The sequence below is a fragment of the Pseudomonas sp. FW305-70 genome (assembly GCF_058783925.1).
In genome coordinates this window covers 218,830-244,027 of sequence record NZ_JBYSYZ010000001.1, presented here as the reverse complement: position 1 = coordinate 244,027, position 25,198 = coordinate 218,830, and the positions used below count along the sequence as shown (strand labels likewise).

The 25,198-nt window shown below is 60.9% G+C and carries 18 protein-coding genes and 4 tRNA genes; 18 read left to right on the top strand and 4 right to left on the bottom strand.

Going from position 1 to position 25,198, the window contains the following annotated elements:
• Nucleotides 1–25: 25 nt before the first annotated feature.
• The gene (gene uvrB / locus AC3WN7_RS01160; RefSeq protein ID WP_007978666.1) at nucleotides 26–2,041 is read left to right on the top strand and encodes an excinuclease ABC subunit UvrB; all 2,016 of its coding nucleotides are present in this window, start codon (nucleotides 26–28) and stop codon (nucleotides 2,039–2,041) included.
• 134 nt (nucleotides 2,042–2,175) lie between these two features.
• On the opposite strand, the gene AC3WN7_RS01155 is transcribed toward uvrB, so the two are convergent.
• Both AC3WN7_RS01155 and AC3WN7_RS01150 read right to left on the bottom strand, forming a co-directional pair.
• Nucleotides 2,176–3,726, bottom strand: coding sequence for an MDR family MFS transporter (locus AC3WN7_RS01155; RefSeq protein ID WP_102675336.1), 1,551 nt, complete (start codon nucleotides 3,724–3,726; stop codon nucleotides 2,176–2,178).
• The gene (locus AC3WN7_RS01150; protein WP_102675337.1) at nucleotides 3,716–4,804 is read right to left on the bottom strand and encodes an HlyD family secretion protein; all 1,089 of its coding nucleotides are present in this window, start codon (nucleotides 4,802–4,804) and stop codon (nucleotides 3,716–3,718) included. The genes AC3WN7_RS01155 and AC3WN7_RS01150 overlap by 11 nt, the downstream gene beginning before the upstream one ends.
• Before the next feature lie 230 nt (nucleotides 4,805–5,034).
• On the opposite strand from AC3WN7_RS01150, the gene gltX reads away from it, so the two are divergent.
• The 10 genes from gltX to AC3WN7_RS01100 all read left to right on the top strand — a co-directional run bounded on the left by gltX (nucleotide 5,035) and on the right by AC3WN7_RS01100 (nucleotide 11,085).
• A complete protein-coding gene (gene gltX, locus AC3WN7_RS01145) occupies nucleotides 5,035–6,516 on the top strand; it encodes a glutamate--tRNA ligase (RefSeq protein WP_095965281.1) in 1,482 nt (493 codons plus the stop codon).
• A 258-nt stretch (nucleotides 6,517–6,774) separates the two neighbouring features.
• Nucleotides 6,775–6,850 (top strand) — tRNA-Ala (locus AC3WN7_RS01140).
• Between the two features lie 79 nt (nucleotides 6,851–6,929).
• Nucleotides 6,930–7,005, top strand: a tRNA-Glu gene (locus AC3WN7_RS01135).
• 53 nt (nucleotides 7,006–7,058) lie between these two features.
• Nucleotides 7,059–7,134, top strand: a tRNA-Ala gene (locus AC3WN7_RS01130).
• A gap of 80 nt (nucleotides 7,135–7,214) precedes the next feature.
• Nucleotides 7,215–7,290: transfer RNA gene (locus AC3WN7_RS01125), tRNA-Glu, on the top strand.
• A gap of 184 nt (nucleotides 7,291–7,474) precedes the next feature.
• Complete coding sequence (locus AC3WN7_RS01120) at nucleotides 7,475–8,014, top strand: TetR/AcrR family transcriptional regulator (protein ID WP_095965282.1); 540 nt, start codon at nucleotides 7,475–7,477, stop codon at nucleotides 8,012–8,014.
• Nucleotides 8,015–8,044: 30 nt separating this feature from the next.
• Entirely contained in the window at nucleotides 8,045–8,878 is an 834-nt protein-coding gene (locus tag AC3WN7_RS01115) for an alpha/beta fold hydrolase (RefSeq protein ID WP_102675338.1), read from the top strand.
• A 48-nt stretch (nucleotides 8,879–8,926) separates the two neighbouring features.
• Nucleotides 8,927–9,376, top strand: a complete 450-nt coding sequence (locus AC3WN7_RS01110) for an acyl-CoA thioesterase (RefSeq protein WP_102675339.1) — start codon at nucleotides 8,927–8,929, stop codon at nucleotides 9,374–9,376.
• 170 nt (nucleotides 9,377–9,546) lie between these two features.
• Nucleotides 9,547–10,506, top strand: a complete 960-nt coding sequence (locus tag AC3WN7_RS01105; RefSeq protein WP_095965285.1) for a tRNA dihydrouridine synthase — start codon at nucleotides 9,547–9,549, stop codon at nucleotides 10,504–10,506.
• 132 nt (nucleotides 10,507–10,638) lie between these two features.
• Nucleotides 10,639–11,085: an Hsp20 family protein gene (locus AC3WN7_RS01100; RefSeq protein ID WP_095965286.1), complete on the top strand. Its 447-nt coding sequence runs from the start codon at nucleotides 10,639–10,641 to the stop codon at nucleotides 11,083–11,085.
• Between the two features lie 141 nt (nucleotides 11,086–11,226).
• Here the strand turns inward: AC3WN7_RS01100 and AC3WN7_RS01095 are convergent, their stop codons facing one another.
• Entirely contained in the window at nucleotides 11,227–14,505 is a 3,279-nt protein-coding gene (locus AC3WN7_RS01095) for a PAS domain S-box protein (protein WP_102675340.1), read from the bottom strand.
• A 94-nt stretch (nucleotides 14,506–14,599) separates the two neighbouring features.
• Nucleotides 14,600–15,463, bottom strand: coding sequence for a LysR family transcriptional regulator (locus AC3WN7_RS01090; RefSeq protein WP_102675341.1), 864 nt, complete (start codon nucleotides 15,461–15,463; stop codon nucleotides 14,600–14,602).
• Nucleotides 15,464–15,611: 148 nt separating this feature from the next.
• Here AC3WN7_RS01090 and leuC point away from each other — a divergent pair, with 148 nt between their 5' ends.
• The 7 genes from leuC to AC3WN7_RS01055 all read left to right on the top strand — a co-directional run bounded on the left by leuC (nucleotide 15,612) and on the right by AC3WN7_RS01055 (nucleotide 25,044).
• A complete protein-coding gene (leuC, locus tag AC3WN7_RS01085; protein ID WP_008047334.1) occupies nucleotides 15,612–17,030 on the top strand; it encodes a 3-isopropylmalate dehydratase large subunit in 1,419 nt (472 codons plus the stop codon).
• A gap of 10 nt (nucleotides 17,031–17,040) precedes the next feature.
• Entirely contained in the window at nucleotides 17,041–17,685 is a 645-nt protein-coding gene (gene leuD / locus AC3WN7_RS01080) for a 3-isopropylmalate dehydratase small subunit (protein ID WP_015095895.1), read from the top strand.
• A gap of 147 nt (nucleotides 17,686–17,832) precedes the next feature.
• A complete protein-coding gene (locus AC3WN7_RS01075; protein WP_102675342.1) occupies nucleotides 17,833–18,600 on the top strand; it encodes a class I SAM-dependent methyltransferase in 768 nt (255 codons plus the stop codon).
• A 65-nt stretch (nucleotides 18,601–18,665) separates the two neighbouring features.
• On the top strand, nucleotides 18,666–19,748 hold the full coding sequence (leuB, locus tag AC3WN7_RS01070) for a 3-isopropylmalate dehydrogenase (protein ID WP_095965296.1): 1,083 nt from the start codon (nucleotides 18,666–18,668) through the stop codon (nucleotides 19,746–19,748).
• Between the two features lie 66 nt (nucleotides 19,749–19,814).
• Nucleotides 19,815–20,927, top strand: coding sequence for an aspartate-semialdehyde dehydrogenase (gene asd / locus AC3WN7_RS01065; protein ID WP_007975660.1), 1,113 nt, complete (start codon nucleotides 19,815–19,817; stop codon nucleotides 20,925–20,927).
• Nucleotides 20,928–21,209: 282 nt separating this feature from the next.
• Nucleotides 21,210–22,220 (top strand): aspartate-semialdehyde dehydrogenase, encoded by a 1,011-nt coding sequence (locus tag AC3WN7_RS01060; protein WP_095965297.1) that lies wholly within the window; start codon nucleotides 21,210–21,212, stop codon nucleotides 22,218–22,220.
• A 205-nt stretch (nucleotides 22,221–22,425) separates the two neighbouring features.
• The gene (locus tag AC3WN7_RS01055; protein WP_102675343.1) at nucleotides 22,426–25,044 is read left to right on the top strand and encodes a FimV/HubP family polar landmark protein; all 2,619 of its coding nucleotides are present in this window, start codon (nucleotides 22,426–22,428) and stop codon (nucleotides 25,042–25,044) included.
• Nucleotides 25,045–25,198: the final 154 nt, after the last annotated feature.

The following is a 25,198-nucleotide window of genomic DNA, read 5'->3' as shown; positions in this document are numbered from 1 at the left end:
GGCAAGAGTGATCCAGAGGTATTTCATGTCTGAATTCCAGCTAGTCACCCGTTTCGAGCCCGCCGGCGATCAGCCGGAAGCCATCCGCCTGATGGTCGAGGGCATCGAGGCCGGGCTGGCGCACCAGACGCTGCTCGGTGTGACCGGCTCGGGCAAGACTTTCAGCATCGCCAACGTGATCGCCCAGGTGCAGCGCCCGACGCTGGTGCTGGCGCCCAACAAGACCCTGGCGGCGCAGTTGTACGGGGAGTTCAAGGCGTTCTTCCCGAACAACGCGGTGGAGTATTTCGTTTCCTATTACGACTACTACCAACCCGAAGCCTACGTGCCGTCCTCGGACACCTTCATCGAGAAAGATGCCTCGATCAACGACCACATCGAGCAGATGCGGCTGTCGGCGACCAAGGCATTGCTCGAGCGCAAGGACGCGATCATCGTCACCACGGTGTCGTGCATCTACGGCCTGGGCAGCCCGGAAACCTATCTGAAGATGGTGTTGCACGTGGATCGCGGCGACAAGCTCGACCAGCGTGAGTTGCTGCGCCGCCTGGCCGACCTGCAATACACCCGCAACGACATGGAATTCGCCCGTGCGACCTTCCGTGTGCGCGGCGATGTGATCGATATCCACCCGGCGGAATCGGATTTCGAAGCAATCCGCATCGAACTCTTCGACGATGAGGTGGAAAGCCTGTCGGCCTTCGATCCATTGACCGGCGAAGTGATCCGCAAGCTGCCGCGCTTCACCTTCTACCCGAAGAGCCACTACGTCACGCCCCGGGAAACCCTGATGGGCGCGGTCGAAGGCATCAAGGTCGAGTTACAGGAGCGCCTGGAATACCTGCGCTCCAACAACAAGCTGGTGGAAGCCCAGCGCCTGGAGCAGCGCACCCGTTTCGATCTGGAGATGATCCTCGAACTGGGTTACTGCAACGGCATCGAAAACTACTCCCGTTACCTGTCCGGTCGCGAAGCCGGCGCGGCGCCACCCACCCTTTACGATTACCTGCCGGCCGATGCCTTGCTGGTGATCGATGAATCCCACGTCAGCGTTCCGCAGGTGGGCGCCATGTACAAGGGCGACCGCTCGCGCAAGGAAACCCTGGTCGAATACGGTTTCCGCCTGCCCTCGGCCCTGGACAACCGGCCGATGCGTTTCGATGAATGGGAAAGCATCAGCCCGCAGACGATTTTCGTCTCGGCGACGCCAGGCAATTATGAAGCCGAGCACGCCGGGCGCGTGATTGACATGGTGGTGCGCCCGACCGGGCTGGTGGACCCGCAAATCGAGATCCGCCCGGCACTGACCCAGGTCGACGACTTGCTGTCGGAAATCACCAAGCGTGTCGCTCTGGAAGAGCGAGTGCTGGTCACGACGCTGACCAAGCGCATGGCCGAAGACTTGACCGACTATCTGGCGGATCACGGCGTGCGAGTGCGTTATCTGCACTCGGACATCGACACCGTGGAACGGGTCGAAATCATCCGCGACCTGCGTCTCGGCACCTTCGATGTGTTGGTGGGGATCAACCTGTTGCGTGAAGGTCTGGACATGCCGGAAGTGTCGCTGGTGGCGATCCTCGATGCCGACAAGGAAGGCTTCCTGCGTTCCGAGCGCTCGCTGATCCAGACCATCGGCCGCGCGGCGCGTAACCTCAATGGTCGGGCGATTCTGTATGCCGACCGCATTACCGGTTCCATGGAGCGCGCGATCGGCGAAACCGAGCGCCGTCGCGACAAGCAGATCGCCTTCAACCTGGCCAACGGCATCACGCCCAAAGGCGTGTTCAAGGACGTTGCCGACATCATGGAAGGCGCCACCGTGCCCGGTTCGCGCAGCAAGAAGCGCAAAGGCATGGCCAAGGCCGCCGAGGAAAACGCCAGGTACGAAGCCGAATTGCGCTCGCCGGGCGAGATCGCCAAGCGTATCAAGGCCCTGGAAGAGAAGATGTATGCATTGGCGCGTGATCTGGAGTTTGAAGCAGCGGCGCAGATGCGCGACGAGATTGGCAAGTTGCGGGAGCGGTTGATCACTGTTTGAGATTCAGGTGAGTGTGCGGGCCTCTTCGCGAGCAAGCCCGCTCCCACCGTTGATCGGGTTGTCCTGACGGGCGCGGTCCAATGTGGGAGCGGGCTTGCTCGCGAAGGGGCCGGTCTTTGCGCCACAATACTTAACTAGTGCGCTTCCCCAGCCTTCAACCCCGCCGGCAATTTCCGGGTCAGCAACACCGCCAGCATGCTGATCCCCAGCGCAATCCCGACAAAATGAAACGCATCGTTGTAGGCCATGATCGATGCCTGCTGATGCGCGATCTCGCTGAGTTTGCCCAGTGCCGCCGTTTCACTGCCCAGCCGGTCGGTCAGCGAGGCAATGCGCTCGGCGACCTGTGGGTTACTCGGCACGATGGACTCACGCAGGTAATCAAAATAGACCTTGGTCCGCGCATCCAGCAGCGTGGCGAGCAGGGCGATGCCGATGGCCCCGCCGAGGTTGCGCAGGATGTTGAACAGGCTCGATGCCGATCCTGCATCCTGGGGCAGGATGTAGGACGTCGCGATCAGCGAGATGGTGACCATGATCAGCGGCTGGCCCAGGGCGCGGATGATCTGGATCTGATTGAACTGCGGCCCGGCAAAGTCCGGGTTCAGCACGCCCGAAGAGAAGCTCGCCAACCCGAATAGCCCGAAGCCCAATGTGCACAGCCATTTGGGCGAGATGAACTTCATCAGCTTGGGCACCAGCGGGATCAGAAACAGCTGCGGCACACCCATCCACATGATCACTTCACCGATCTGCAGGGCGTTGTAGTTCTGGATTTGCGCCAGGTACAGCGGCAGCAGGTAGATCGAGCCGTACAACCCGACCCCCATCCCGACGCTGGAAATGCTGGACAAGCCGAAGTTGCGGTTGCCGAGGATGCCGAGGTTGATCAGCGGATTGGGTTTGGAAAACTGCACGATGACAAAGGTGATCAGGCTGACCAGCGCGATGCTGCCCAGGGTCACGATCAGGCTGGATTCCAGCCAGTCCTTGCGATGGCCTTCCTCCAGGAATACCTGCAGGCAACCGAGCCCGACGCCGAGGGTGAGAATGCCGGCGTAGTCGGTGCTTTTCAGCAATTCCCAGTGCGCTTCTTTCTTCTCCAGGCCGTACATCAGGCCGGCGATCATGATCAGGCCGGGCGGGATGTTGATGTAGAAGATGTACTCCCAGCCCCAGTTCTCCGTCAGCCAGCCGCCGAGGGTCGGGCCGATGGAGGGCGCGAACGTGGCGGTCATGGCGAACATGGCCATGCCTTTGGCGCGGTGGTGTTCCGGGAGCTTGATCAGGGTCAGGGTGAACGCCAGTGGAATCAGCGCACCGCCGGTAAACCCCTGCAGGGCGCGAAACACGATCATGCTCTCCAGGCTCCAGGCCATGGAGCAGAGCAGGGAGGCCGCGAGAAATCCGAGGGACACCCACACCGCCAGGCGTCGCGCCGACAGCAACTGCACGAGCCAGGCGGTGAGCGGGATCATGATGATCTCCGCCACCAGGTAGGAGGTGGAAATCCACGAGCCTTCCTCCAGGGTCGCCGACAGCGCGCCCTGGATATCCTTGAGCGAGGAATTGGTGATCTGGATGTCCAGCACCGCCATGAAGGCGCCGAGCATCACGCTCATCACCGCGATCCAGTCCCGCCGGGTCGGTTCGCCGACCGGGCGGATCAGTTGATCACCGGCCATCGTCAGGGGCGGCTTTGTGGCTCACTTTGGGGGTGGCGTCTTCAGGGGCATCCTTGATGTTCACCTTGGCGGTCACCGACATGCCCGGACGGATCTTGCCGCGTAACGGATTGTCGGCGGCGAAGGTCAGTTTTACCGGAATCCGTTGCACGACCTTGGTGAAGTTGCCCGTGGCATTGTCCGGCGGCAGCAGGCTGAACTGCGCGCCCGAGGCGGCGAACAGGCTGTCGACACGGGCTTTGATCGGCGTGTCGCTGTAGGCGTCGAAGGTCAGTTCGGCTTCCTGGCCGGGTTGCATGTGGCCGATCTGGGTTTCCTTGAAGTTGGCCTGAATCCAGATGTCTTCGTCAGGCACGATCGACAGCAGGTAAGCGCCGGCCTGCACGTATTGGCCTTCGCGGGCGGCACGCTGGCCGATCAGGCCGCTGATGGGTGCATGGATTTCGCTGCGGGTCAGGTTCAGTTCGGCCTGGGCCAGGTCGGTTTTTGCGTTGGCGATCTGTGCATCGAGGCGTTTGATCTCGGCGGTCAGCGCGTTGACCTGCTGGCGCTGACTTTGCGCATCCGCCTGGGCCTTGGCCACTTGCGAGCGGGCAATGTGGGATTCGGCAGAGAGCGTGGTTACCCGCTCTTCCGACACATAACCGGGTTTGCGCAAGGTTTCGGCGCGGGTCAGGTCGATCTGCGAGCGGTCCAGGCTGGCCTGGCTGGACGCGACTTGCGCTTCGCTGGCGGCAATCAGGCTGGCCTGCTGGGTCAGCTTGCTCTGGGCTTGCAGGCGCTCGGCCTGGCGGGTGGCCAGGGCGGCATTGGCGCGGTCGACAGCGAGACGGAAGTCGTCGCCTTCGAGTTTGATCAGCAACTGGCCTTTCTCGACATGCTGGTTGTCCTGCACCAGCACCTGGTCGATGCGCGCGCCCAACTGGCTCGACACGCGGGTGATCTCGCCCTGGACATAAGCGTTGTCGGTACTTTCATAAAAGCGCCCCTTGAAGAACCACTGGGCAAACAGGCCCCCGGCAATCAACAGGACCATCAGCAGGAATATAAAGAGGCGACGCTTGAGTTGGGCAGGCATGAGGCAAACTGTAGTCGAGAAATTGTAAGGGAAGTTATCAGCAGGCAAATCTGGCATACAGCCGATAAGTGGTAAATGCCGTCGGTGGATATTCGGCCATTCACCGCGTCATAGGGAGGTTACAGACGCAACCTTGGCTTAAATGCCCTGTTCGCTGGAGCCGGGCGGGTGTCGCCTGTTACCATTCGCGCCTAGTTTGAACTTCGCTTTTTTTCTTTTCGAGACATGCCATGACCACCGTCCGCACTCGCATCGCGCCATCGCCTACCGGGGATCCCCACGTAGGTACCGCCTACATCGCCTTGTTCAACTACTGCTTTGCCAAGCAGCACGGCGGTGAGTTCATCCTGCGGATCGAAGACACCGACCAATTGCGTTCGACCCGTGAGTCCGAGCAGCAGATTTTCGACGCCTTGCGCTGGCTGGGGATCGACTGGAGCGAAGGCCCGGACGTCGGCGGCCCGCACGGTCCGTATCGGCAGAGCGAGCGTGGCGATATTTATCAGAAGTATTGCCAGCAACTGGTCGACATGGGGCATGCCTTCCCGTGCTTCTGCACCGCCGAAGAGCTGGACCAGATGCGCGCCGAGCAGATGGCTCGCGGTGAAACCCCGCGTTACGACGGCCGCGCGCTGCTGCTGTCCAAGGAAGAAGTCGCCCGTCGCCTGGCCGCTGGCGAACCCCATGTGATCCGCATGAAGGTGCCGAGCGAAGGCGTCTGCGTGGTGCCGGACATGCTGCGTGGCGACGTCGAGATCCCGTGGGACCGCATGGACATGCAAGTCCTGATGAAGACCGACGGCCTGCCGACGTACTTCCTGGCCAACGTGGTCGACGATCACCTGATGGGCATCACCCATGTATTGCGCGGCGAAGAGTGGCTGCCATCGGCACCGAAGCTGATCCTGCTTTACGAGTACTTCGGCTGGGAACAACCGGAGCTGTGCTACATGCCGCTGCTGCGTAACCCGGACAAGAGCAAGCTGTCCAAGCGCAAGAACCCGACCTCGGTGACGTTCTACGAGCGCATGGGCTTCATGCCGGAAGCGATGCTCAATTACCTGGGCCGCATGGGCTGGTCGATGCCGGACGAGCGCGAGAAGTTCTCGTTGCAGGAAATGGTCGACCACTTCGATCTCAAGCGCGTGTCCCTTGGCGGGCCGATCTTCGACATCGAGAAGCTGTCCTGGCTCAACGGCCAATGGCTGCGTGACCTGCCGGTGGAAGAGTTCGCCGCGCGCGTGCAGAAGTGGGCGTTCAACGCCGAATACATGATGAAGATCGCACCGCACGTGCAGGGCCGGGTCGAAACCTTCAGCCAGGTGGCACCGCTGGCCGGGTTCTTCTTTGCCGGTGGCGTGAATCCGGACGCCAAACTGTTCGAATCCAAGAAACTGTCGGGTGATCAGGTCCGTCAGTTGATGCAGTTGATCCTGTGGAAGCTCGAAAGCCTGCGTCAGTGGGAGAAGGACAGCATCACCTCGACCATTCAGGCCGTAGTCGAATCCCTGGAGCTGAAGCTGCGTGATGCCATGCCGCTGATGTTTGCCGCGATCACCGGCCAGGCCAGTTCGGTGTCGGTGCTCGATGCGATGGAAATCCTCGGACCGGACCTGACCCGATTCCGTCTGCGCCAGGCCATCGACCTGCTGGGCGGTGTGTCGAAGAAAGAAAACAAAGAGTGGGAAAAGCTGTTGGGCGCTATCGCCTAAACGCTTTTGATTCCCTGTAGGAGCTGCCGCAGGCTGCGATCTTTTGATCTTGCTTCCAAAAGCCAACGTCAAAAGATCGCAGCCTTCGGCAGCTCCTACAGGTCTGTGTTGCGTGTAAACCTCCCGAATTTCCGGGGGGAGGGCGGTAAGTGGTTGTTATGCCGACAAAAAATTTTAATTTTTTTGAAAAATAAGTTTGACAGGCTTTCGATACGCCCTTAAGATTCGCCCCGTCCTCAGCGATGACATCAACGATGAGGGGCTATAGCTCAGCTGGGAGAGCGCTTGCATGGCATGCAAGAGGTCGACGGTTCGATCCCGTCTAGCTCCACCAATTTACACTTCAAGGCCTGGCCACACCGGTCTTGAAGCGATCAACACTCAGCGTTGATCAGTTGTATGGAAGGGTTTGCGTCCCCTTCGTCTAGTGGCCTAGGACACCGCCCTTTCACGGCGGTAACAGGGGTTCGAGTCCCCTAGGGGACGCCAGTTTTACAGAAGCGATGTTGCAAGATGTCGCTCCGCCGCGAGGCGAAAAATCCGGGGCTATAGCTCAGCTGGGAGAGCGCCTGCATGGCATGCAGGAGGTCAGCGGTTCGATCCCGCTTAGCTCCACCAATTTTACAGTTCAAGGTCTGGCCACACCGGCCTTGAATCGATCAGCTCTCAGCACTGATCAATTGTATAGAAGGGTTTGTGTCCCCTTCGTCTAGTGGCCTAGGACACCGCCCTTTCACGGCGGTAACAGGGGTTCGAGTCCCCTAGGGGACGCCACGATTACCCGCTCTGCGGGATTTATAAGGGTCATTCAATTATTGAATGGCCCTTTTGTTTGTCTGGCGTTTGGCCAAATTCCTCCATTTCCAAAAAAACTGTTCTTCAGACCAGCGGTCACACCCATGACTTGCTAAAATTTATTATGAGAATAATATTTTAATCGTAATATTCGGAGGCAACGATGAACGATAAAAAAGCTCAAACCCGCGAACGCATCCTCAAGGCTGCCAGCGCAGCGCTGATTCAGCGTGGCCCGGCCGAGCCAAGCGTGGGCGAAGTGATGGGGGCGGCGGGCCTGACGGTCGGCGGCTTCTACGCACACTTCGAAAGCAAGGACGCGATGATGCTCGAGGCGTTCAAGCAGTTGCTCGGTCACCGCCGCGACCTGATTGCCGACATGGACGCCGAGTTGACCGGTGAAGAGCGTCGCGCGCTGGTGGCCGCGTTCTATCTGTCGCGCAAGCACCGTGACTCCTCCGAATCGGCCTGTCCGATCCCGGCATCGGTCGGCGAACTGGGGCGGCTGCCGGAAGCGTTTCGTGTCGCCCTGAATGAACATATGGAATTGATGGTCGCGCAGTTGGCGGCCAGTCCTGAAGAAACCGAAAAAGCCCTGGCTGATTTGGCCTTGATGGTCGGTGGGTTGGCTCTGGCGCGGGCGCTGGGGCCGGGAGAGTTATCAGATCGATTACTGCGCGCCGCCAAATCGGCAGTGCGTTGACCCTGAAGGCTGCGGCCTGAGGAGAATGCGATGAGCGCGTTAAAGTGGGTTCGTGGCGTTAATGGCACCTTGGGCTGGTTTGCCCCGAAACTGGTCGCTAGCAAAATGCGATTGGCCTTCATGACACCGCGGGACCTGCCGCCCCGTGACTGGGAGCTGCCGCTGTTGGCGCGATCCGAGCGCATTACCCTGCGGTTTGGCCTTTCGGCGCTGCGTTGGGGGCAGGGGCCGGCCGTGCTGCTGATGCACGGTTGGGAAGGTCGGCCGACGCAGTTTGCCAGCCTCATCACCGCGCTGGTCGATGCCGGTTACTCGGTCGTCGCCCTGGATGGTCCGGCCCACGGCCGCTCGCCGGGCAGCGAAGCGAATGTGGTGCTGTTCGCTCGCGCCATGCTTGAAGCCGCCTCCGAACTGCCCCCGCTGCAAGCGGTCATCGGCCACTCCATGGGCGGCGCCAGTGCCATGCTCGCGGTCCAGTTGGGTTTGCGCACCGAAACCCTGGTGAGCATTGCCGCCCCGGCGCGGATTCTCGGCGTGCTGCGTGGTTTCGCCCGTTATGTGGGGCTGCCACCGAAGGCTCGCTCGGCGTTCATTCGCCAGGTGGAGAATGATGTCGGCATGCGTGCCGCAATGCTGGATGTCGCGCACTATCAACTCGATATGCCCGGCCTGATCGTTCACGCCGAAGATGACAACTTCGTCCCGGTCAGCGAGTCGCAATTGATCCACGAAGCGTGGTTCGACAGTCGCTTGCTGCGTTTGAAGGAGGGTGGTCATCAGCGTGTATTGGCCGACCCCCGAGTGATTGATGGCGTGTTATCACTGCTGGCCGGTCGCAGTCTGCAATCACGCCAATCCGCTTGAGCTTCCGTTACACTGCGCCGGTCGAAATCATCTGACCGGGAGTGGGGCATGGGCTGGGATCGGGAAACGCCATTTATCATTGATCTGCAAGTGGACGCCGAGGACATCGACGGGTTGGGACACGCGAACAACGCGGTCTACGTGACCTGGCTCGAGCGCTGCGCCTGGCGCCACTCCCAACGCCTTGGCCTGGATCTGGTCGAATACCGGCGGCTGGACCGGGCGATGGCGGTGGTGCGCCACGAGATCGATTACCTGGCAGCGGCCTACGAAGGCGATGAGCTGCAATTGGCGACCTGGATCGTCGATTGGGATCAGCGCCTGAAAATGACCCGACACTTCCAGCTGATCCGCCCCAGCGACAATGCAACGTTGCTGCGTGCGCAAACCACGTTCGTCTGCATCGAGCTGTCCACCGGCAAGCCCAAGCGCATGCCGACGGAGTTCATCGAAGGCTATGGCCCGGCGATTCAGGCGCAGGAGTTGGTGCAACCCTGATTCCCTGTGGGAGCGGGCTTGCTCGCGAATGCAGTGTGTCAGCAAATTAAATGTTGGCTGACACGACGCTTTCGCGAGCAAGCCCGCTCCCACATTGGATTTGCGATGTTCTGCAGATTTTCTCTGAAACCCAGTAAACTGCCCCACGTTTTTCCTCGAGTGTGTTTTTCATGCAAATTGCTTTGGCGCCCATGGAGGGGTTGGTCGACGACATCCTGCGCGATGTACTGACCCGCGTGGGTGGTATTGACTGGTGCGTGACCGAGTTCATTCGGGTCAACGACCAGTTGCTGACGCCTGCCTATTTCCACAAGTTCGGCCCGGAGCTGCTCAACGGTGCCCGGACCGCCTCCGGTGTGCCGCTGCGTGTGCAACTGCTCGGTTCCGATCCGGTGTGCCTGGCGGAAAATGCCGCGCTGGCTTGCGAGCTGGGTTCCGAAGTGATTGACCTGAACTTCGGCTGCCCGGCCAAGACCGTCAACAAATCCCGTGGTGGTGCGGTCCTGCTCAAGGAACCCGAGCTGCTCAACCAGATCGTCGAGCACGTCCGTCGTGCCGTCCCCGCGCACATTCCGGTCACCGCCAAGATGCGCCTGGGCTTCGACAGCCCGGACGGTTCGCTGGTGTGTGCCACGGCCCTGGCCGAAGGCGGTGCGGAACACATCGTGGTGCACGCGCGGACCAAGGTGGATGGCTACAAGCCGCCGGCGCACTGGGAGTGGATTCCACGTGTCCAGGACGTGGTCACGGTGCCGGTGTTCGCCAATGGTGATATCTGGAGCGTCGAAGACTGGCGGCGTTGCCGCGAGATCAGTGGCGTGGAAGACATCATGCTCGGTCGCGGCCTGGTCTCGCGCCCCGATCTGGCCAGGCAGATCGCCGCTGCCCGGGCCGGTGAAGAGGTCGTGGAGATGACCTGGAACGAGCTGCTGCCGCTGATCCAGGACTTCTGGCTGCAAGCCAAGGCGCAGATGACGCCACGCCAATCGCCGGGTCGCCTGAAGCAATGGCTGGCGATGCTGACCCGCAATTATCCCGAGGCGGTAGAGCTGTTCACCGTCCTGCGTCGTGAGACCGAACTGGATAACGTCTCGCGTTTGTTGGGGCTGCCGGTGGCTGAAGCCGCCTGAGGCTGTTTTAAAAAAAAGCAGAAAATAGGCTCTTGAAATGCAATCAGCGGTCCCTATCTAAGGGTTACGCGATGCCGAATTCGGGTCGCGGAGACAAAAAACCTTGCTGATTGTTTTCAGGAGATTTGAATCATGGCTACTACATTTTCCCTGGCCCCACTGTTTCGGTCCTCGGTAGGTTTCGACCGTTTCAACGACTTGTTCGAGACCGCCCTGCGCAACGAACCAGGCAGCAGTTATCCACCCTATAACGTGGAAAAACATGGCGACGACCAGTACCGTATTGTCATCGCAGCGGCTGGTTTCCAGGAAGAAGACCTGGAGCTCGAAGTCGAGAAGGGTGTGCTGACCATCAGTGGCGGTAAACGCGACGCAAACGAAGACGTCACTTATCTGTATCAGGGCATTGCCCAGCGTGCGTTCAAGCTGTCCTTCCGTCTGGCGGATCACATCGAGATCAAGGCGGCCGGCCTGAGCAACGGTCTGTTGAGCATCGACCTGCTGCGGGTGATTCCGGAAGAGGCGAAAGCCAAGCGCATCCCGATCAACGGGGCACAAAAACCGGCTCTGCAACACTGAGTCCGGGCACAAAGAAGGGCGCCTTTGGCGCCCTTCTTTGTGCCTGTACCATTTGTAGGAGCTGCCGCAGGCTGCGATCTTTTGATTTTGAATTTTAAGATCAAAAGATCGCAGCCTTCGGCAGCTCCTACAGGGTTCGCGTCACTTCAGGAGTTTTTGAAATTCTTCCACCGGCAGCGGCGGGCTGTGCAAATACCCTTGGTAGAAATGACACTCCAGCCCCTGCAGGAACTCAAGCTGCTCCGCTGTTTCCACCCCTTCGGCAATCACTTTCAAATCCAGGCTGTGGGCCATGGCGACGATGGCGCGGATGATCTCGGCGTCGTTCGGGTCGCTGGTGGCGTCGCGGATGAACGACTTGTCGATTTTCAGGGTATCGACCGGCAAGCGCTTGAGGTAGGTCAGCGAGGAGTAGCCAGTGCCGAAGTCGTCCATGGCGAAGCTCACACCGAGTTTTTTCAGGCGGCGCATTTTGCCGATGGTGTCTTCCAGGTTCTGGATCACGATGCCTTCGGTGATTTCCAGCTTCAGCAACGTGCAGGGCAGCCCATAGGTGGCGAGGCTGTTTTCAACGCGTTCAACGAAATCGTTCTGGCGGAACTGGCGCGGGCTGATGTTCACGCACAGGCTGAACTTGTACGGGTTCACCAGGCCCCGGTCGATCAATTTCTTGAAGGCCTGGCAGGCTTCGTCGAGGATCCAGGTGCCGACCTCCAGGATCAGTCCGCTGTCTTCCAGCACCTTGATGAACTCGGTGGGTGACTGTGCGCCGAGCTCTGGATGATTCCAGCGTACCAGGGCCTCGGCGCCGACGATGCGGTCGCCCCGGGCGTCGACCTGGGGTTGGTAATGCACGCGAAACTCGCCCCGGGACAGGGCCAGACGCAGGTCGGTTTCCATGCGCAGGCGTTCGCTCGCGGCCTTCTGCATGGTGTTGTGGTACATCTGCGCGGTATTGCGCCCCGAGTCCTTGGCGCGATAGAGCGCAATGTCGGCGCGCTTGAGCAGGTCGGTCGGGGTCGAGCCGTGATCGGGGATCAGCGCAATGCCGATACTGGGCGTCACTTGCAGGCGCTGGCCGTCGAGGAACATCGGTTCGGACAGCAGCTCGCGCAGGGTGTCGGCCAGTTCCCGAACCTGATCGCTGACTTCGCTGCGCGAGCCTTCGAGACCGCTGAGCAGCACCACGAATTCGTCGCCACCCAGGCGTGCAACGGTGTCCTCCATGCGCACGCTGGCCTCCAGGCGCGCGGTGATGATTTTCAGCACGGTATCGCCCACCGGGTGCCCGAGGGAGTCGTTGATGTGCTTGAAATGGTCGAGGTCGAGGAACATCAGCGCGCCGCGCAGGTTATGCCGTTTGAGCAGGGCGATCTGCTGGCTCAGGCGGTCCATCAGCAAGGCACGGTTGGGCAGGTTGGTCAGTGGGTCGTGGTAGGCCAGATGGCGAATCTGTGCTTCGGCGTTTTTCAGCAGGCTCACGTCCCGCGCGGTCAACAGCAGGCAGGCGGTTTCGTTGAGGGTGATCGGCTCCACCGAGACTTCGACGGTGAGCAGTTCGCCGCGCTTGTTGCGCCCGAGCATTTCCTGGTGATGAACCCGGCCCTTGATCTGCAATTCGGCCAGCAGCGCCGAGCGTTGTTTTTCTTCCGCCCAGATCCCGACCTGGTACACCGTGCGCCCCACCACTTCTTCGGCGCGGTAGCCGGTCAGGCGGCAGAAACCGTCGTTGACCTCCAGATAGCGGCCGGTGTCGCGCTCGGTGATGGTGATGGCGTCGGGGCTGGAGTGGAAGGCCTTGGCGAATTTCTCTTCGCTGGCCTTGAGCGCCGCTTCCGAGCGTTGTTGCTGGGTGATGTCGCGCAGCGTGGTGACGATGCAGGCCTGGTCGCCGACGCTGATCTGGCGGCTGGAAATCACGCAGGTCAGGGCCTGTCCGTCCTTGTGCTGGACGAGGATGGCGACGTTGTTCAGGCCTTGTTCGCGGATCACTTGTTCGATCCGTCGCAGGCTTTTCGCTGACGCGTCCCACAGACCGATTTCGTCGGCGCTGCGGCCGATCACATCGGCGGCGCTCCAGCCGAAGGTCTGGGTGAAGCTGGAGTTGATTTCTATGAACTGGCCGCTGTCCTGGTGGGTGACGCAGATCGGATCGGGGCTGACCTGGAACAGCGTGGCGAATTTTTCTTCGGAGGCCACCAGCCGTTGTTCGCGCTCCACCTGGTCAGTGATGTCGAGCAAGGTGCCGGCCATGCGCACCGGTACGCCGTTGTCATCGCGGTAGAGGCGGGCGCGGCTTTCCAGGTAGCGTGAGCTGCCGTCGGGCAATTGCACGCGGTAGGTCAATTGATAGTTGCCGGCCGGGCCTTCGCGCAGGCTGCGGTAGGCGTCGCGCATGGTGTCGCGCTCTTCGCCGGGCACGCCCTCGAAAAACGCGTCGAAGGATTCGTGAAAGGGTTTGGCTTCCAGACCGTGCAGTTGGGCGGCCCGTGCCGATCCGTAGAGCATGCCGCTGGGAATGTGCCAGTCCCAGGTACCGAGTTGCGCCGAATCCAGGGCCAGGTCGAGGCGTTCCTGGCTGTCCTTGAGGGCGTGTTCGGCGGCTTTGCGTTCGGTGGTGTCGAGAAAAGTGCTCAGCAGATAGGGCTGGCCCTCGAGCTCGACTTTTTGCGCACTGAGGATGCCGTCATGGATCTGGCCGTTGCTGGCACGAAACTGCACTTCCATGCTGACCACATCGCCTTTGGCTTTAGTGGCCTTGACCAGATCGGTCCGTTGCTCGGGGTGTACCCACAGCCCCAGTTCCAGGGTGGTGCGCCCGATCGCGTTTTGCACAGGCCAACCGAACAGGCTTTCGAAATACTGGTTGGCTTCGGTAATCAGGCCGTCTTCCTGGCGGGTCAGCAGAACCATGTTCGGGCACAGGTGAAACAGGGTGGCGAAGCGCTTTTCCGAGCTGCTCAAGGCCTGCTCACGCTGGCGCTGGTGAGTGATCTCGCGGATCACGCCAATCATCCGCGGCCGGCCATGCTTGTCCGGCAACAGGCTGCCGCTGATTTCCAGCCAGTGCAGGCTGCCGTCGGGCCAGCGGATGCGGTGGTGCATGGCCTGCTCCAGTGGCGCGCCGCCAATGACCGCATGAAAGGCACGAACGGTTTTGGCGCGATCCTCGGGTGGCAGCAGGTCGAGGTATTCCAGGTCATGGGGCAGCGGTTGCCGTGGATCGAACCCGAACAGCGCCTGCGTGCCCCGGGACCAGCTGATCTGCCCGCGCTCGATGTCCCAATACCAGGCGCCCAGGCGCGCACCGTTGAGCGCGGCCAGCAATTGCGAGGCGCTTTCCCAGCTCTGTTCGGAGCTTTTCGGATCAATTGCCTGGATACGCGGCATCGGCGGAATACGGTCTACAGATTTCGGCATTGGCAAGCCTTGGGCTGGTGTTGGGCGTTTGTTGCAGGCATTCGCGGCTCTATAGGAGTAGCACAAGTTAGCCTTGAGTCCCTGGCAGATCGAGTTAAGCGTCCAGCAAGGCCATGAAGGCCCGCGCAGCATTCGACAGCGTCCTTTCCGTGTGCAGGATATAGCCTAGCTGGCGAGTGAGCTGTATGCCCGGCAAAGGTATGCGCGCCACCTGGTCATCGAGCATGGTGCGCGGCAGGACACTCCAGGCCAGGCCGATCGAAACCATCATCTTGATGGTTTCCAGGTAGTTGGTACTCATGGCGATGTTGGGTGTCAGGCCCTGGGCTTCGAACAGTCGTTGCACGATGTGGTGGGTAAAGGTGTTGCCGCCGGGGAATACCGCCGGGTGTCGGGCGATGTCCGCCAGGCTGACCTTGCCGTTGTTGAGCAGTGAATGCTCCGGGGCGACCACGAAATCCAGCGGGTCGTCCCACACAGGCGTGGCCTTGACCAGTGTGTGGGGCTCCGGTGCGAGGGTGATGACCGCCAGTTCGGCGCGGCCATGGAGAATTTCCTCGTAGGCCACTTCCGAATCGAGAAACTGAATATCCAGCGCCACTTGCGGGTAGCGTCGGGTGAATTCCCTTAATAAAGGCGGCAAGCGGTGCAGGCCGATGTGGTGACTGGTGGCCAGGGTCAGACGGCCGGTCACTTCGCCAGTGAGGTTGGTCAGGGCGCGGCGCGTATCATCCAGCACATTGAGAATCTGATAAGCCCGTGGCAGCAGGGCGCGCCCGGCCTCGGTCAAGCCCACTTCACGGCCCAGGCGATCGAACAGCCGCACCTTCAATTGCTGCTCCAGTCCGGCGATGCGCTTGCTGATGGCCGGCTGGGTCAGGTGCAGCCGTTCACCTGCGCCGGAGAAACTTCCGGTCTCGGCAATGGCAATAAAAGCATTGAGGTTGGCCAGGTCCATGTTCGCATTCCAGTTGGTTATCCAAAGCATAAAAAATATGAATTTGAGTTATTTAATGTAACCCCATAGGATCGACCTCACAAGCCAAGGGGTTATTGAGTCATTCAAAATCCGGGGCATAGAAACAAGCTGATGAGGAAACCGTCTGATGGCCGGCAAAACGCTCTACGACAAGCTCTGGGATTCGCATTTGGTCAAGCAGCGCGACGATGGCTCTGCGCTGATCTACATCGACCGTCACATCATCCACGAAGTGACTTCGCCGCAAGCCTTTGAAGGCCTGCGTCTGGCCGGGCGCAAGCCATGGCGCATCGATGCCAACATCGCGACCCCGGACCACAACGTACCGACCACCCCGGAGCGCAAGGGTGGCATCGACGCCATCGTTGACCAGGTCTCGCGCCTGCAAGTCCAGACCCTCGATGACAACTGCGATGAATACGGCATTGTCGAATTCAAGATGAACGACGTTCGCCAGGGCATCGTCCACGTCATCGGCCCGGAGCAGGGCGCCACCTTGCCGGGCATGACCGTGGTCTGCGGCGACTCCCATACCTCGACCCACGGCGCATTCGGCGCATTGGCCCACGGTATCGGCACTTCCGAGGTCGAGCATGTGCTCGCTACCCAGTGCCTGGTCGCCAAGAAAATGAAAAACATGCTGGTGCGCGTCGAAGGCCAATTGCCGTTCGGCGTGACCGCCAAGGACATCGTGCTCGCCGTGATCGGCAAGATCGGCACCGCCGGCGGTAACGGCCACGCCATCGAGTTCGCCGGCAGTGCGATTCGCGACCTGTCCGTGGAAGGCCGCATGACCATCTGCAACATGTCCATCGAAGCCGGCGCTCGCGTAGGCCTGGTGGCTGCAGACGAAAAGACTGTGGAATACGTCAAGGGTCGTCCGTTCGCTCCGAAAGGCGCGGAGTGGGACCTGGCCGTCGAAGCCTGGAAAGACCTGGTGTCCGACGCCGACGCCAGATTCGACACCGTGGTCGAGCTCGACGCAACGCAAATCAAGCCGCAGGTCAGCTGGGGCACCTCGCCGGAAATGGTACTGGCAGTCGACCAGAACGTGCCGGATCCTGCGAAGGAAATGGACCTGGTCAAGCGTGATTCCATCGTCCGTGCCTTGAAATACATGGGTTTGACCGCCAATCAGGCGATTACCGACATCCAGCTCGACCGCGTGTTCATCGGTTCCTGCACCAACTCGCGAATCGAAGACCTGCGCGCCGCCGCGGTGATCGCCAAGGGCCGCAAAGTGGCCTCGACCATCAAGCAGGCCATCGTCGTTCCAGGCTCGGGCCTGGTGAAGGCTCAGGCTGAATCGGAAGGCCTGGACAAGATTTTCCTCGAAGCCGGTTTCGAATGGCGTGAGCCGGGTTGCTCGATGTGCCTGGCGATGAACCCGGACCGTTTGGAAAGTGGCGAGCATTGCGCCTCGACCTCCAACCGTAACTTCGAAGGCCGTCAGGGCGCCGGTGGCCGTACCCACCTCGTCAGCCCGGCCATGGCCGCGGCCGCTGCCGTAAACGGTCGTTTCGTCGACGTCCGTGAATTGATTTAAGGAGCGCAGCATGAAAGCTTTTACCCAGCACACTGGACTTGTCGCGCCTTTGGATCGTGCCAACGTCGACACCGACCAGATCATTCCGAAGCAGTTCTTGAAGTCGATCAAGCGCACCGGTTTTGGCCCGAACCTGTTCGATGAATGGCGTTACCTGGATGTGGGGCAGCCGTACCAGGACAACTCCAAGCGTCCGCTGAACAAAGACTTCGTCCTCAATGCCGAGCGTTACCAGGGCGCCAGCGTGTTGCTGGCCCGTGAGAACTTCGGTTGCGGGTCCAGTCGTGAACACGCGCCGTGGGCGCTGGAAGAGTACGGTTTCCGCAGCATCATCGCGCCGAGCTATGCCGACATCTTCTTCAACAACAGCTTCAAGAACGGCTTGCTGCCGATCATCCTGAGCGATGCGGAAGTCGACGAACTGTTCCAGCAAGTGGAGGCCAATCCGGGGTATCAGTTGCAGGTCGATCTGCAAGCCCAGACCGTGACCCGCCCTGACGGCAAGGTGTTGAGCTTTGAAATCGATGCGTTCCGCAAGCATTGCCTGCTCAACGGCCTGGACGATATCGGCCTGACCTTGCAGGACGGTGATGCGATTGCAGCGTTTGAGGCCAAGCACCGGGCGAGCCAGCCCTGGTTGTTTCGCGACGCGTGATTGATCTGAATTTGATGTAGGCAGGGCCGGCCTCTTCGCGAGCAAGCCCGCTCCCACATTTTGAAATGCGTTCCAATGTGGGAGCGGGCTTGCTCGCGAAGACGGCCGACCAGACAACGCAAGGCTCACCCCAAAAAGGAAGTCCCCATGACCAGCACCGCCCAGCACAGTCAGGTAGTCCAAAAGCAATTCGGTGAACAGGCAGCCGCCTACCTGAGCAGCGCCGTCCACGCTCAAGGCACCGAATTCACGCTGCTACAGGCCGAACTGGCGGGACAGGGCGATGCCCGGGTCCTGGACCTGGGTTGCGGCGCCGGTCACGTGAGTTTCCACGTAGCGCCGCTGGTCAAGGAAGTCGTGGCCTACGACCTGTCGCAACAGATGCTCGATGTGGTGACGGTTGCCGCTGCCGAGCGGGGTTTGAGCAATGTGTCCACGGTCAACGGTGCCGCCGAGCGCCTGCCGTTCGCCGATGGCGAATTCGATTTCGTCTTCAGCCGCTATTCGGCGCACCATTGGAGCGACCTGGGCGTGGCCCTGCGGGAAGTGCGCCGGGTGTTGAAACCGGGTGGCGTGGCGGCATTTGTCGACGTGTTGTCACCGGGCAGTCCGTTGTTCGACACTTACCTGCAAAGCGTCGAAGTGCTGCGTGACACCAGCCATGTGCGCGATTATTCCGCCGGAGAGTGGTTGCGTCAGGTCAGTGAGGCGGGGTTGCACACCCGCAGTACCACCCGTCAGCGCTTGCGCCTGGAGTACAACAGCTGGGTCGAGCGCATGCGCACCCCTGAAGTGATGCGCGCGGCGATCCGCCAGTTGCAGCAGTCCATGGGCAACGAAGTGCGCGAATATTTTGAGATTGAGGCCGATGGTTCGTTCAGTACCGATGTACTGGTGCTGTTTGTAGAACGATAGGTATCGAGCGATAGAATTTTTCCGGGAGCGCCCCAGGGTGCACCGACTGATGACATGAGGAAAGCATGAGCAAGCAGATTCTGATTCTCCCAGGTGACGGTATTGGCCCGGAAATCATGGCCGAAGCGGTCAAGGTGCTGGAACTGGCCAGTGACAAGTTCTCTCTGGGCTTCGAGCTGAGCCACGACGTGATCGGTGGCGCGGCCATCGACAAACACGGCGTGCCTTTGGCCGATGAAACCCTGGAGCGTGCCCGCGCGGCCGATGCTGTGTTGTTGGGCGCGGTTGGTGGCCCGAAATGGGACACTATCGAGCGTGACATCCGCCCTGAGCGCGGCCTGTTGAAAATCCGTGCGCAACTGGGCCTGTTCGGCAACCTGCGTCCGGCGATTCTGTACCCGCAACTGGCCGAGGCTTCCAGCCTGAAGCCGGAAATCGTTGCCGGGCTGGACATCCTGATCGTTCGCGAACTGACCGGCGGCATCTATTTCGGTGCACCGCGTGGCACCCGTACCCTGGAAAACGGCGAGCGTCAGTCCTACGACACCCTGCCGTACAGCGAAAGCGAAATCCGTCGTATCGCCCGTGTCGGCTTCGACATGGCCATGGTGCGCGGCAAGAAGCTGTGCTCGGTGGACAAGGCCAACGTACTGGCTTCCAGCCAGCTGTGGCGTGAAGTGGTCGAGCAGGTGGCCAAGGATTATCCTGAAGTCGAACTGAGCCACATGTACGTCGACAACGCCGCCATGCAGCTGGTGCGTGCACCGAAGCAGTTCGACGTGATCGTCACCGACAACATGTTCGGCGACATCCTGTCCGACCAGGCTTCGATGCTCACCGGTTCCATCGGCATGCTGCCGTCGGCGTCCCTGGACACCAACAACAAGGGCATGTACGAGCCGTGCCACGGTTCGGCACCGGACATCGCGGGCAAGGGCATTGCCAACCCGCTGGCGACCATTTTGTCGGTGTCGATGATGCTGCGTTACAGCTTCAATCAGCAGGCTGCCGCCGACGCCATCGAGAAAGCCGTGAGCCTGGTGCTCGATCAGGGCTTGCGCACGGGTGACATCTGGTCGGTCGGTTGCACTAAAGTCGGTACGCAGGAAATGGGTGACGCAGTAGTCGCCGCGCTGCGGAATCTGTAATCTCTCGGGCCCGCTGCCAAATTCAAGACAAGGCAGCGGCCCACATTTCAAGAAGGTGTAGTTGCGATGAAACGTGTAGGTCTGATCGGTTGGCGCGGTATGGTCGGTTCCGTGCTCATGCAGCGGATGCTGGAAGAGCAGGATTTCGATCTTATCGAGCCGGTGTTTTTCACCACTTCCAATGTCGGTGGCCAAGGCCCGTCCGTGGGCAAGGACATTGCTCCGCTCAAGGACGCTTACAGCATTGAAGAGCTGAAAACCCTCGACGTGATTCTGACCTGCCAGGGTGGCGACTACACCAGCGAAGTCTTCCCCAAGCTGCGCGAAGCCGGCTGGCAGGGCTACTGGATCGACGCCGCTTCGAGCCTGCGCATGCAGGATGACGCGGTGATCGTGCTGGACCCGGTGAACCGCAAGGTCATCGACCAGCAGCTCGATGCGGGCACCAAGAACTACATCGGCGGCAACTGCACCGTCAGCCTGATGCTGATGGGCCTCGGTGGCCTGTTCGAAGCCGGTTTGGTCGAGTGGATGAGCGCCATGACCTATCAGGCGGCCTCCGGTGCCGGCGCGCAGAACATGCGTGAACTGATCAAGCAGATGGGCGCGACCCACGCCGCTGTCGCCGATCAACTGGCCGATCCGGCCAGCGCGATCCTCGACATCGACCGTCGTGTGGCCGAAGCCATGCGCAGCGACGCGTACCCGACCGAAAACTTCGGCGTACCGCTGGCCGGCAGCCTGATCCCGTGGATCGACAAGGAACTGCCGAACGGCCAGAGCCGTGAAGAGTGGAAGGCCCAGGCCGAGACCAACAAGATCCTCGGTCGCTTCAAGAGCCCGATCCCGGTCGATGGCATCTGCGTGCGCATCGGCGCCATGCGCTGCCACAGCCAGGCGCTGACCATCAAGCTGAACAAAGACGTGCCGATCGCCGATATCGAAGGGTTGATCAGCCAGCACAACCCTTGGGTCAAGCTGGTGCCGAACAGCCGTGAGACCAGCATTCAGGAGCTGAGCCCGAACAAGGTCACCGGCACCCTGAACATCCCGGTTGGCCGTCTGCGCAAGCTGAACATGGGCTCGCAGTTCGTCGGCGCGTTCACCGTCGGCGACCAGTTGCTGTGGGGCGCGGCCGAACCGCTGCGTCGCATGCTGCGGATCCTGCTCGAGCGTTGATCGACTGATGCAATGAAAGAACCCGCGCCTTGAAAGAGGTGCGGGTTTTTTTATCCCTGACTGTCTGACGTTTATGGGTTGCCCGAACCGGCCTCTTCGCGGGCAAGCCCGCTCCCACAGGTTTCAGTGGTGTACACAAACCTTGTGCTCGACACCGAACACTGTGGGAGCGGGCTTGCCCGCGAAGGGGCCGGTACAGCCAGCGTAAATATCCGGCAGAATTGCCTGCATCCCCACCACCCGGTAAAGTGCCGCTCCCCCCGTTTCGCCAGAGGTAAAACCATGAGCCAGACCATTGATATTGCCGTGATCGGCGCCACCGGTACTGTCGGCGAAACACTCGTGCAGATTCTCGAAGAGCGCGATTTCCCGATCGGCACCCTGCACCTGTTGGCCAGCAGCGAGTCGGCCGGCAGTTCCGTACCCTTTCGTGGCAAGAACGTGCGGGTGCGTGAAGTCGATGAGTTCGACTTCAGCAAGGTGCAGTTGGCATTTTTTGCCGCCGGCCCGGCGGTTTCCTTGAGTTTTGCTTCCCGTGCGAACGATGCCGGTTGCTCGGTGATCGATCTGTCCGGTGCCTTGCCGGCGGATAAGGCACCGCAGGTCGTGCCTGAGGCCAACGCTCAGGTGCTGGCGGGCTTGAAAAAGCCGTTTCTGGTCAGCAGTCCAAGTCCTTCGGCTACCACGCTGGCGGTGGTGCTCGCGCCGCTGATGGATGTGCTCGATTTGCAGCGCGTCAGCCTGACCGCCAGCCTGGCGGTATCGGCCCAGGGCCGTGAAGCCGTGAGTGAGCTCGCCCGGCAAACCGCCGAGCTGCTGAATGTGCGGCCGCTGGAACCGAAATTCTTTGACCGGCAGATGGCCTTCAACCTGTTGGCCCAGGTCGGCAAGCCGGATGAACAAGGTCATACGCTGCTGGAAAAACGCCTGGTGCGTGAGCTGCGTCAGGTCATGGCGCTGCCTTCATTGAAGATTTCCGTCACTTGCATTCAAGCCCCCGTGTTTTTTGGCGATAGCTATAGCGTGACCCTGCAGTGCGCAAAGGACATTGATTTGGCCAAAGTCAATGCTGCGTTGGAAGACGCGCCCGGTATCGAGCTGGTCGAGGCGGGCGATTACCCGACGCCGGTAGGTGACGCGGTAGGCCAGGATGTGGTCTACGTGGGGCGGGTTCGCCACGGTATCGACGACCTGTCGGAACTTAATTTGTGGCTGACGTCAGATAACGTACGCAAAGGCGCCGCGCTCAACGCTGTGCAGTTGGCTGAGTTGTTGATTAAAGACCTGCTGTAAAAGATACTTTGCAACAATTTGTCGATTGATTCCGCACGAGCCTATGCTTGCCGGAGTGTTGAAGGCGAGCCACTCCGCGGGGCTTTGCGGGGCATCAATCAAATGATCGCGCGCGACGACCTTCGTCGTTGCACGCAATGCCTTACGGTGGCGGCTATCAATATCTTCTCGCTGGCCGAGGAATGTTCAAACTAAGGATGAGCTAATGGTTCAAGTTCGCAAACTGGTGTTAGCAATAGCGGCCGCCTCGGCGCTGTCCTCCGGTATGGCGCATGCCCTCGGGCTCGGGGAACTGACCCTGAAATCGACGCTCAACCAGCCGCTGGTGGCGGAAATCGAGCTGCTCGATGTCAAGGACCTCACCGCTGCCGAATTGGTGCCGAGCCTGGCTTCGCCGGAAGATTTCGCCAAGGCCGGCGTCGACCGCCAGGCGTTTCTGAATGACTTGACCTTCACCCCTGTGCTTAACGCCAACGGCAAAAGCATCCTGCGCGTGACCTCCAGCAAGCCGCTCTCCGAACCGATGGTGAAATTCCTGGTTCAGGTGATGTGGCCGAATGGCCGTTTGCTGCGCGACTACAGTGTGCTGCTCGATCCATCGAAATTCTCGCCGCAAGCCGCTGATGCGGCTGCGCAGCCCGCACCGACTTCAACCGTCGCTGCGCCGGTCACCGGCGCGACCAAACCGTCGCAATACACCACTACGCGGCGCGATACCCTGTGGGAAATCGCCGCGAAAGCGCGTAATGGCGGTTCGATCCAGCAAACCATGCTGGCCATTCAGGCGCTGAACCCGGACGCCTTCATTGACGGCAACATCAACCGCTTGAAAACCGGCCAGGTGCTGCGTATGCCGGATCAGGCGCAGAGCACCAACCTGCCGCAATCCAAGGCCATTGCCGAAGTGGCCGCGCAGAACAAGGCCTGGCGTCAGGGGCGCCGTTATGTCGCCAAGCCCGGGGCAGGGCAGCAGCAACTGGACGCCACCAATCGCGCTCGCACCGATGTTGCTCCGACTCAAGCGGCCGGCGACAAACTGAGCCTGGTGTCTGCCGAGTCCGGCAAGAATCGTGGCAAAGGACCTGCCGGCGATGCTGCGGCCCTTAGCAACAAGCTGGCGGTGACTCAGGAAAGCCTCGACTCCAGTCGTCGTGATAACGCCGAACTGAAAAGCCGCATGGCCGACCTGCAAAGCCAGGTGGACAAGCTGCAGCGCCTGATCGAGCTGAAGAACAATCAACTGGCCAAGTTACAGGCCGAGGGCGCGGCTGGCGCGCCAGGCACCGCAACGGCTCCGGCAATGTCGGCCGAGCTGGCGCCCAACCCGGCTGCACCTGCGCCGGCAGACACTGCGCCTGTGGCCGCGGCGCCCGAGGCAGCTGCGGCGCCGGTCGGGCAACCTGTCGAGACGACGCCGGCCGCATCCGACGATCAGAAATTCAATGAGTTGCTGAGCAATCCGGTGCTGCTGGGCCTGGTGGGTGGCGGTGCTGTCGTTCTGCTGCTGTTGCTGCTGTTGCTGGCGCGCCGCCGCAAAGCCCAGCAAGCAGCCGAGAAGCATCAGCGCATGGCGCGTGCCCTGGCCGAAGAACAGCCATTCTCGGCCGATCTCGACTTGCCGGAAAGCAGCTTCGAAGGCCTGGAAGTTCCGTCGCCAAGCGTGAAGCTGGCGACTGCACCGACGCCAGCTCCCGCGCCTGCGCCGGTCATTGCCCCGGTCGTGATGACCACGCCGATCGCCGCGCCATTGGTGTCGCCGGCTGCCGAGCGTTCCGACGATGTACTGGGCCAGGCTCAGTCGCACATCGATGCCGGTCGCCTGAACCAGGCGGCTGCGTTGCTGGAGGACGGCGTCAAGCGAGAGCCGCAGCGCAGCGATTTGCGCTTGAAGCTGATGGAAGTCTACGGCCAGCAAGGCGACCGCGATGCGTTCGTCAGCCAGGAGCGCAAGCTGGTGGCCAATGGCGACAACTTCGCCCAGGTGGAAAAGCTCAAAAGCCGCTTCCCGGCCATGGCGCTGGTGGCTGCCGGTGGCATCGCCGCCGCCGCCGCCGTTGCGGCCGAACTGGACGCGCAGTACGTCAAGGACCTGTTGCTCGATGAGCCGCAAGCACCCGCGCCGGAACCGACGTCGTTCGAGGATGACCTCGACAGCGCCTTCGACCTGAGCCTGGATGATCTGGACACGATCCAGCCAGTGGCGCCTGCACCGGCACCTGTACCGGAGCCTGAAGTGGCGGCTTTGGCGGATCTGGACGAATTCCCGCTGGATGACGATCTGAGTTTTGAGTCGGTGTTGCAGCAACAGACTGAAATCAAGGAAAACCTCGACGATCTGTCGGACTTCGACCTTGACCTGGATCTCGGTGCGCAACCCTCGCCGGCGATGCTGGCTGAAGATGATTTCCTGCTGGATCTGGATGAGGGCGTGAAGGATTTTCCCGTCGCCGAAACTCCGGCTGTTCCTGACGTTGCGCTGGATGATCTGGATTTGCCTGCCGACTTCGACCTGTCGCTGGCCGACGAAATGAGCACGCCGGATGCGTTCGCCGCCGAGCTGGATGATGTCAATGCCGAGCTGGAAAGCCTGTCCAACAGCATCGGTGAGCCGACCTTTACCGAAGCCGATGCCGCACTGGATGGCGATGACGAGTTCGACTTCCTCTCGGGTACCGATGAAGCCGCTACCAAGCTCGATCTGGCCCAGGCCTATATCGACATGGGAGACAGCGACGGTGCCCGCGACATCCTCAATGAGGTCGTGAGCGAAGGCAGTGACGAGCAGAAGAGCGAAGCCAGGGAGATGCTTTCGCGCCTGGCTTGAGTGATCGGTACGTTGTAAACAAAGCGGCAGCCCGGTGAGGCTGCCGTTTTTGTTTGGGCGATGAATTGATGTCGTCTGCTGTGGCCTCTTCGCGGGCAAGCCCGCTCCCACAAGGTTCTGTGGCGTTCACAATACCTGTGGGAGCGGGCTTGCC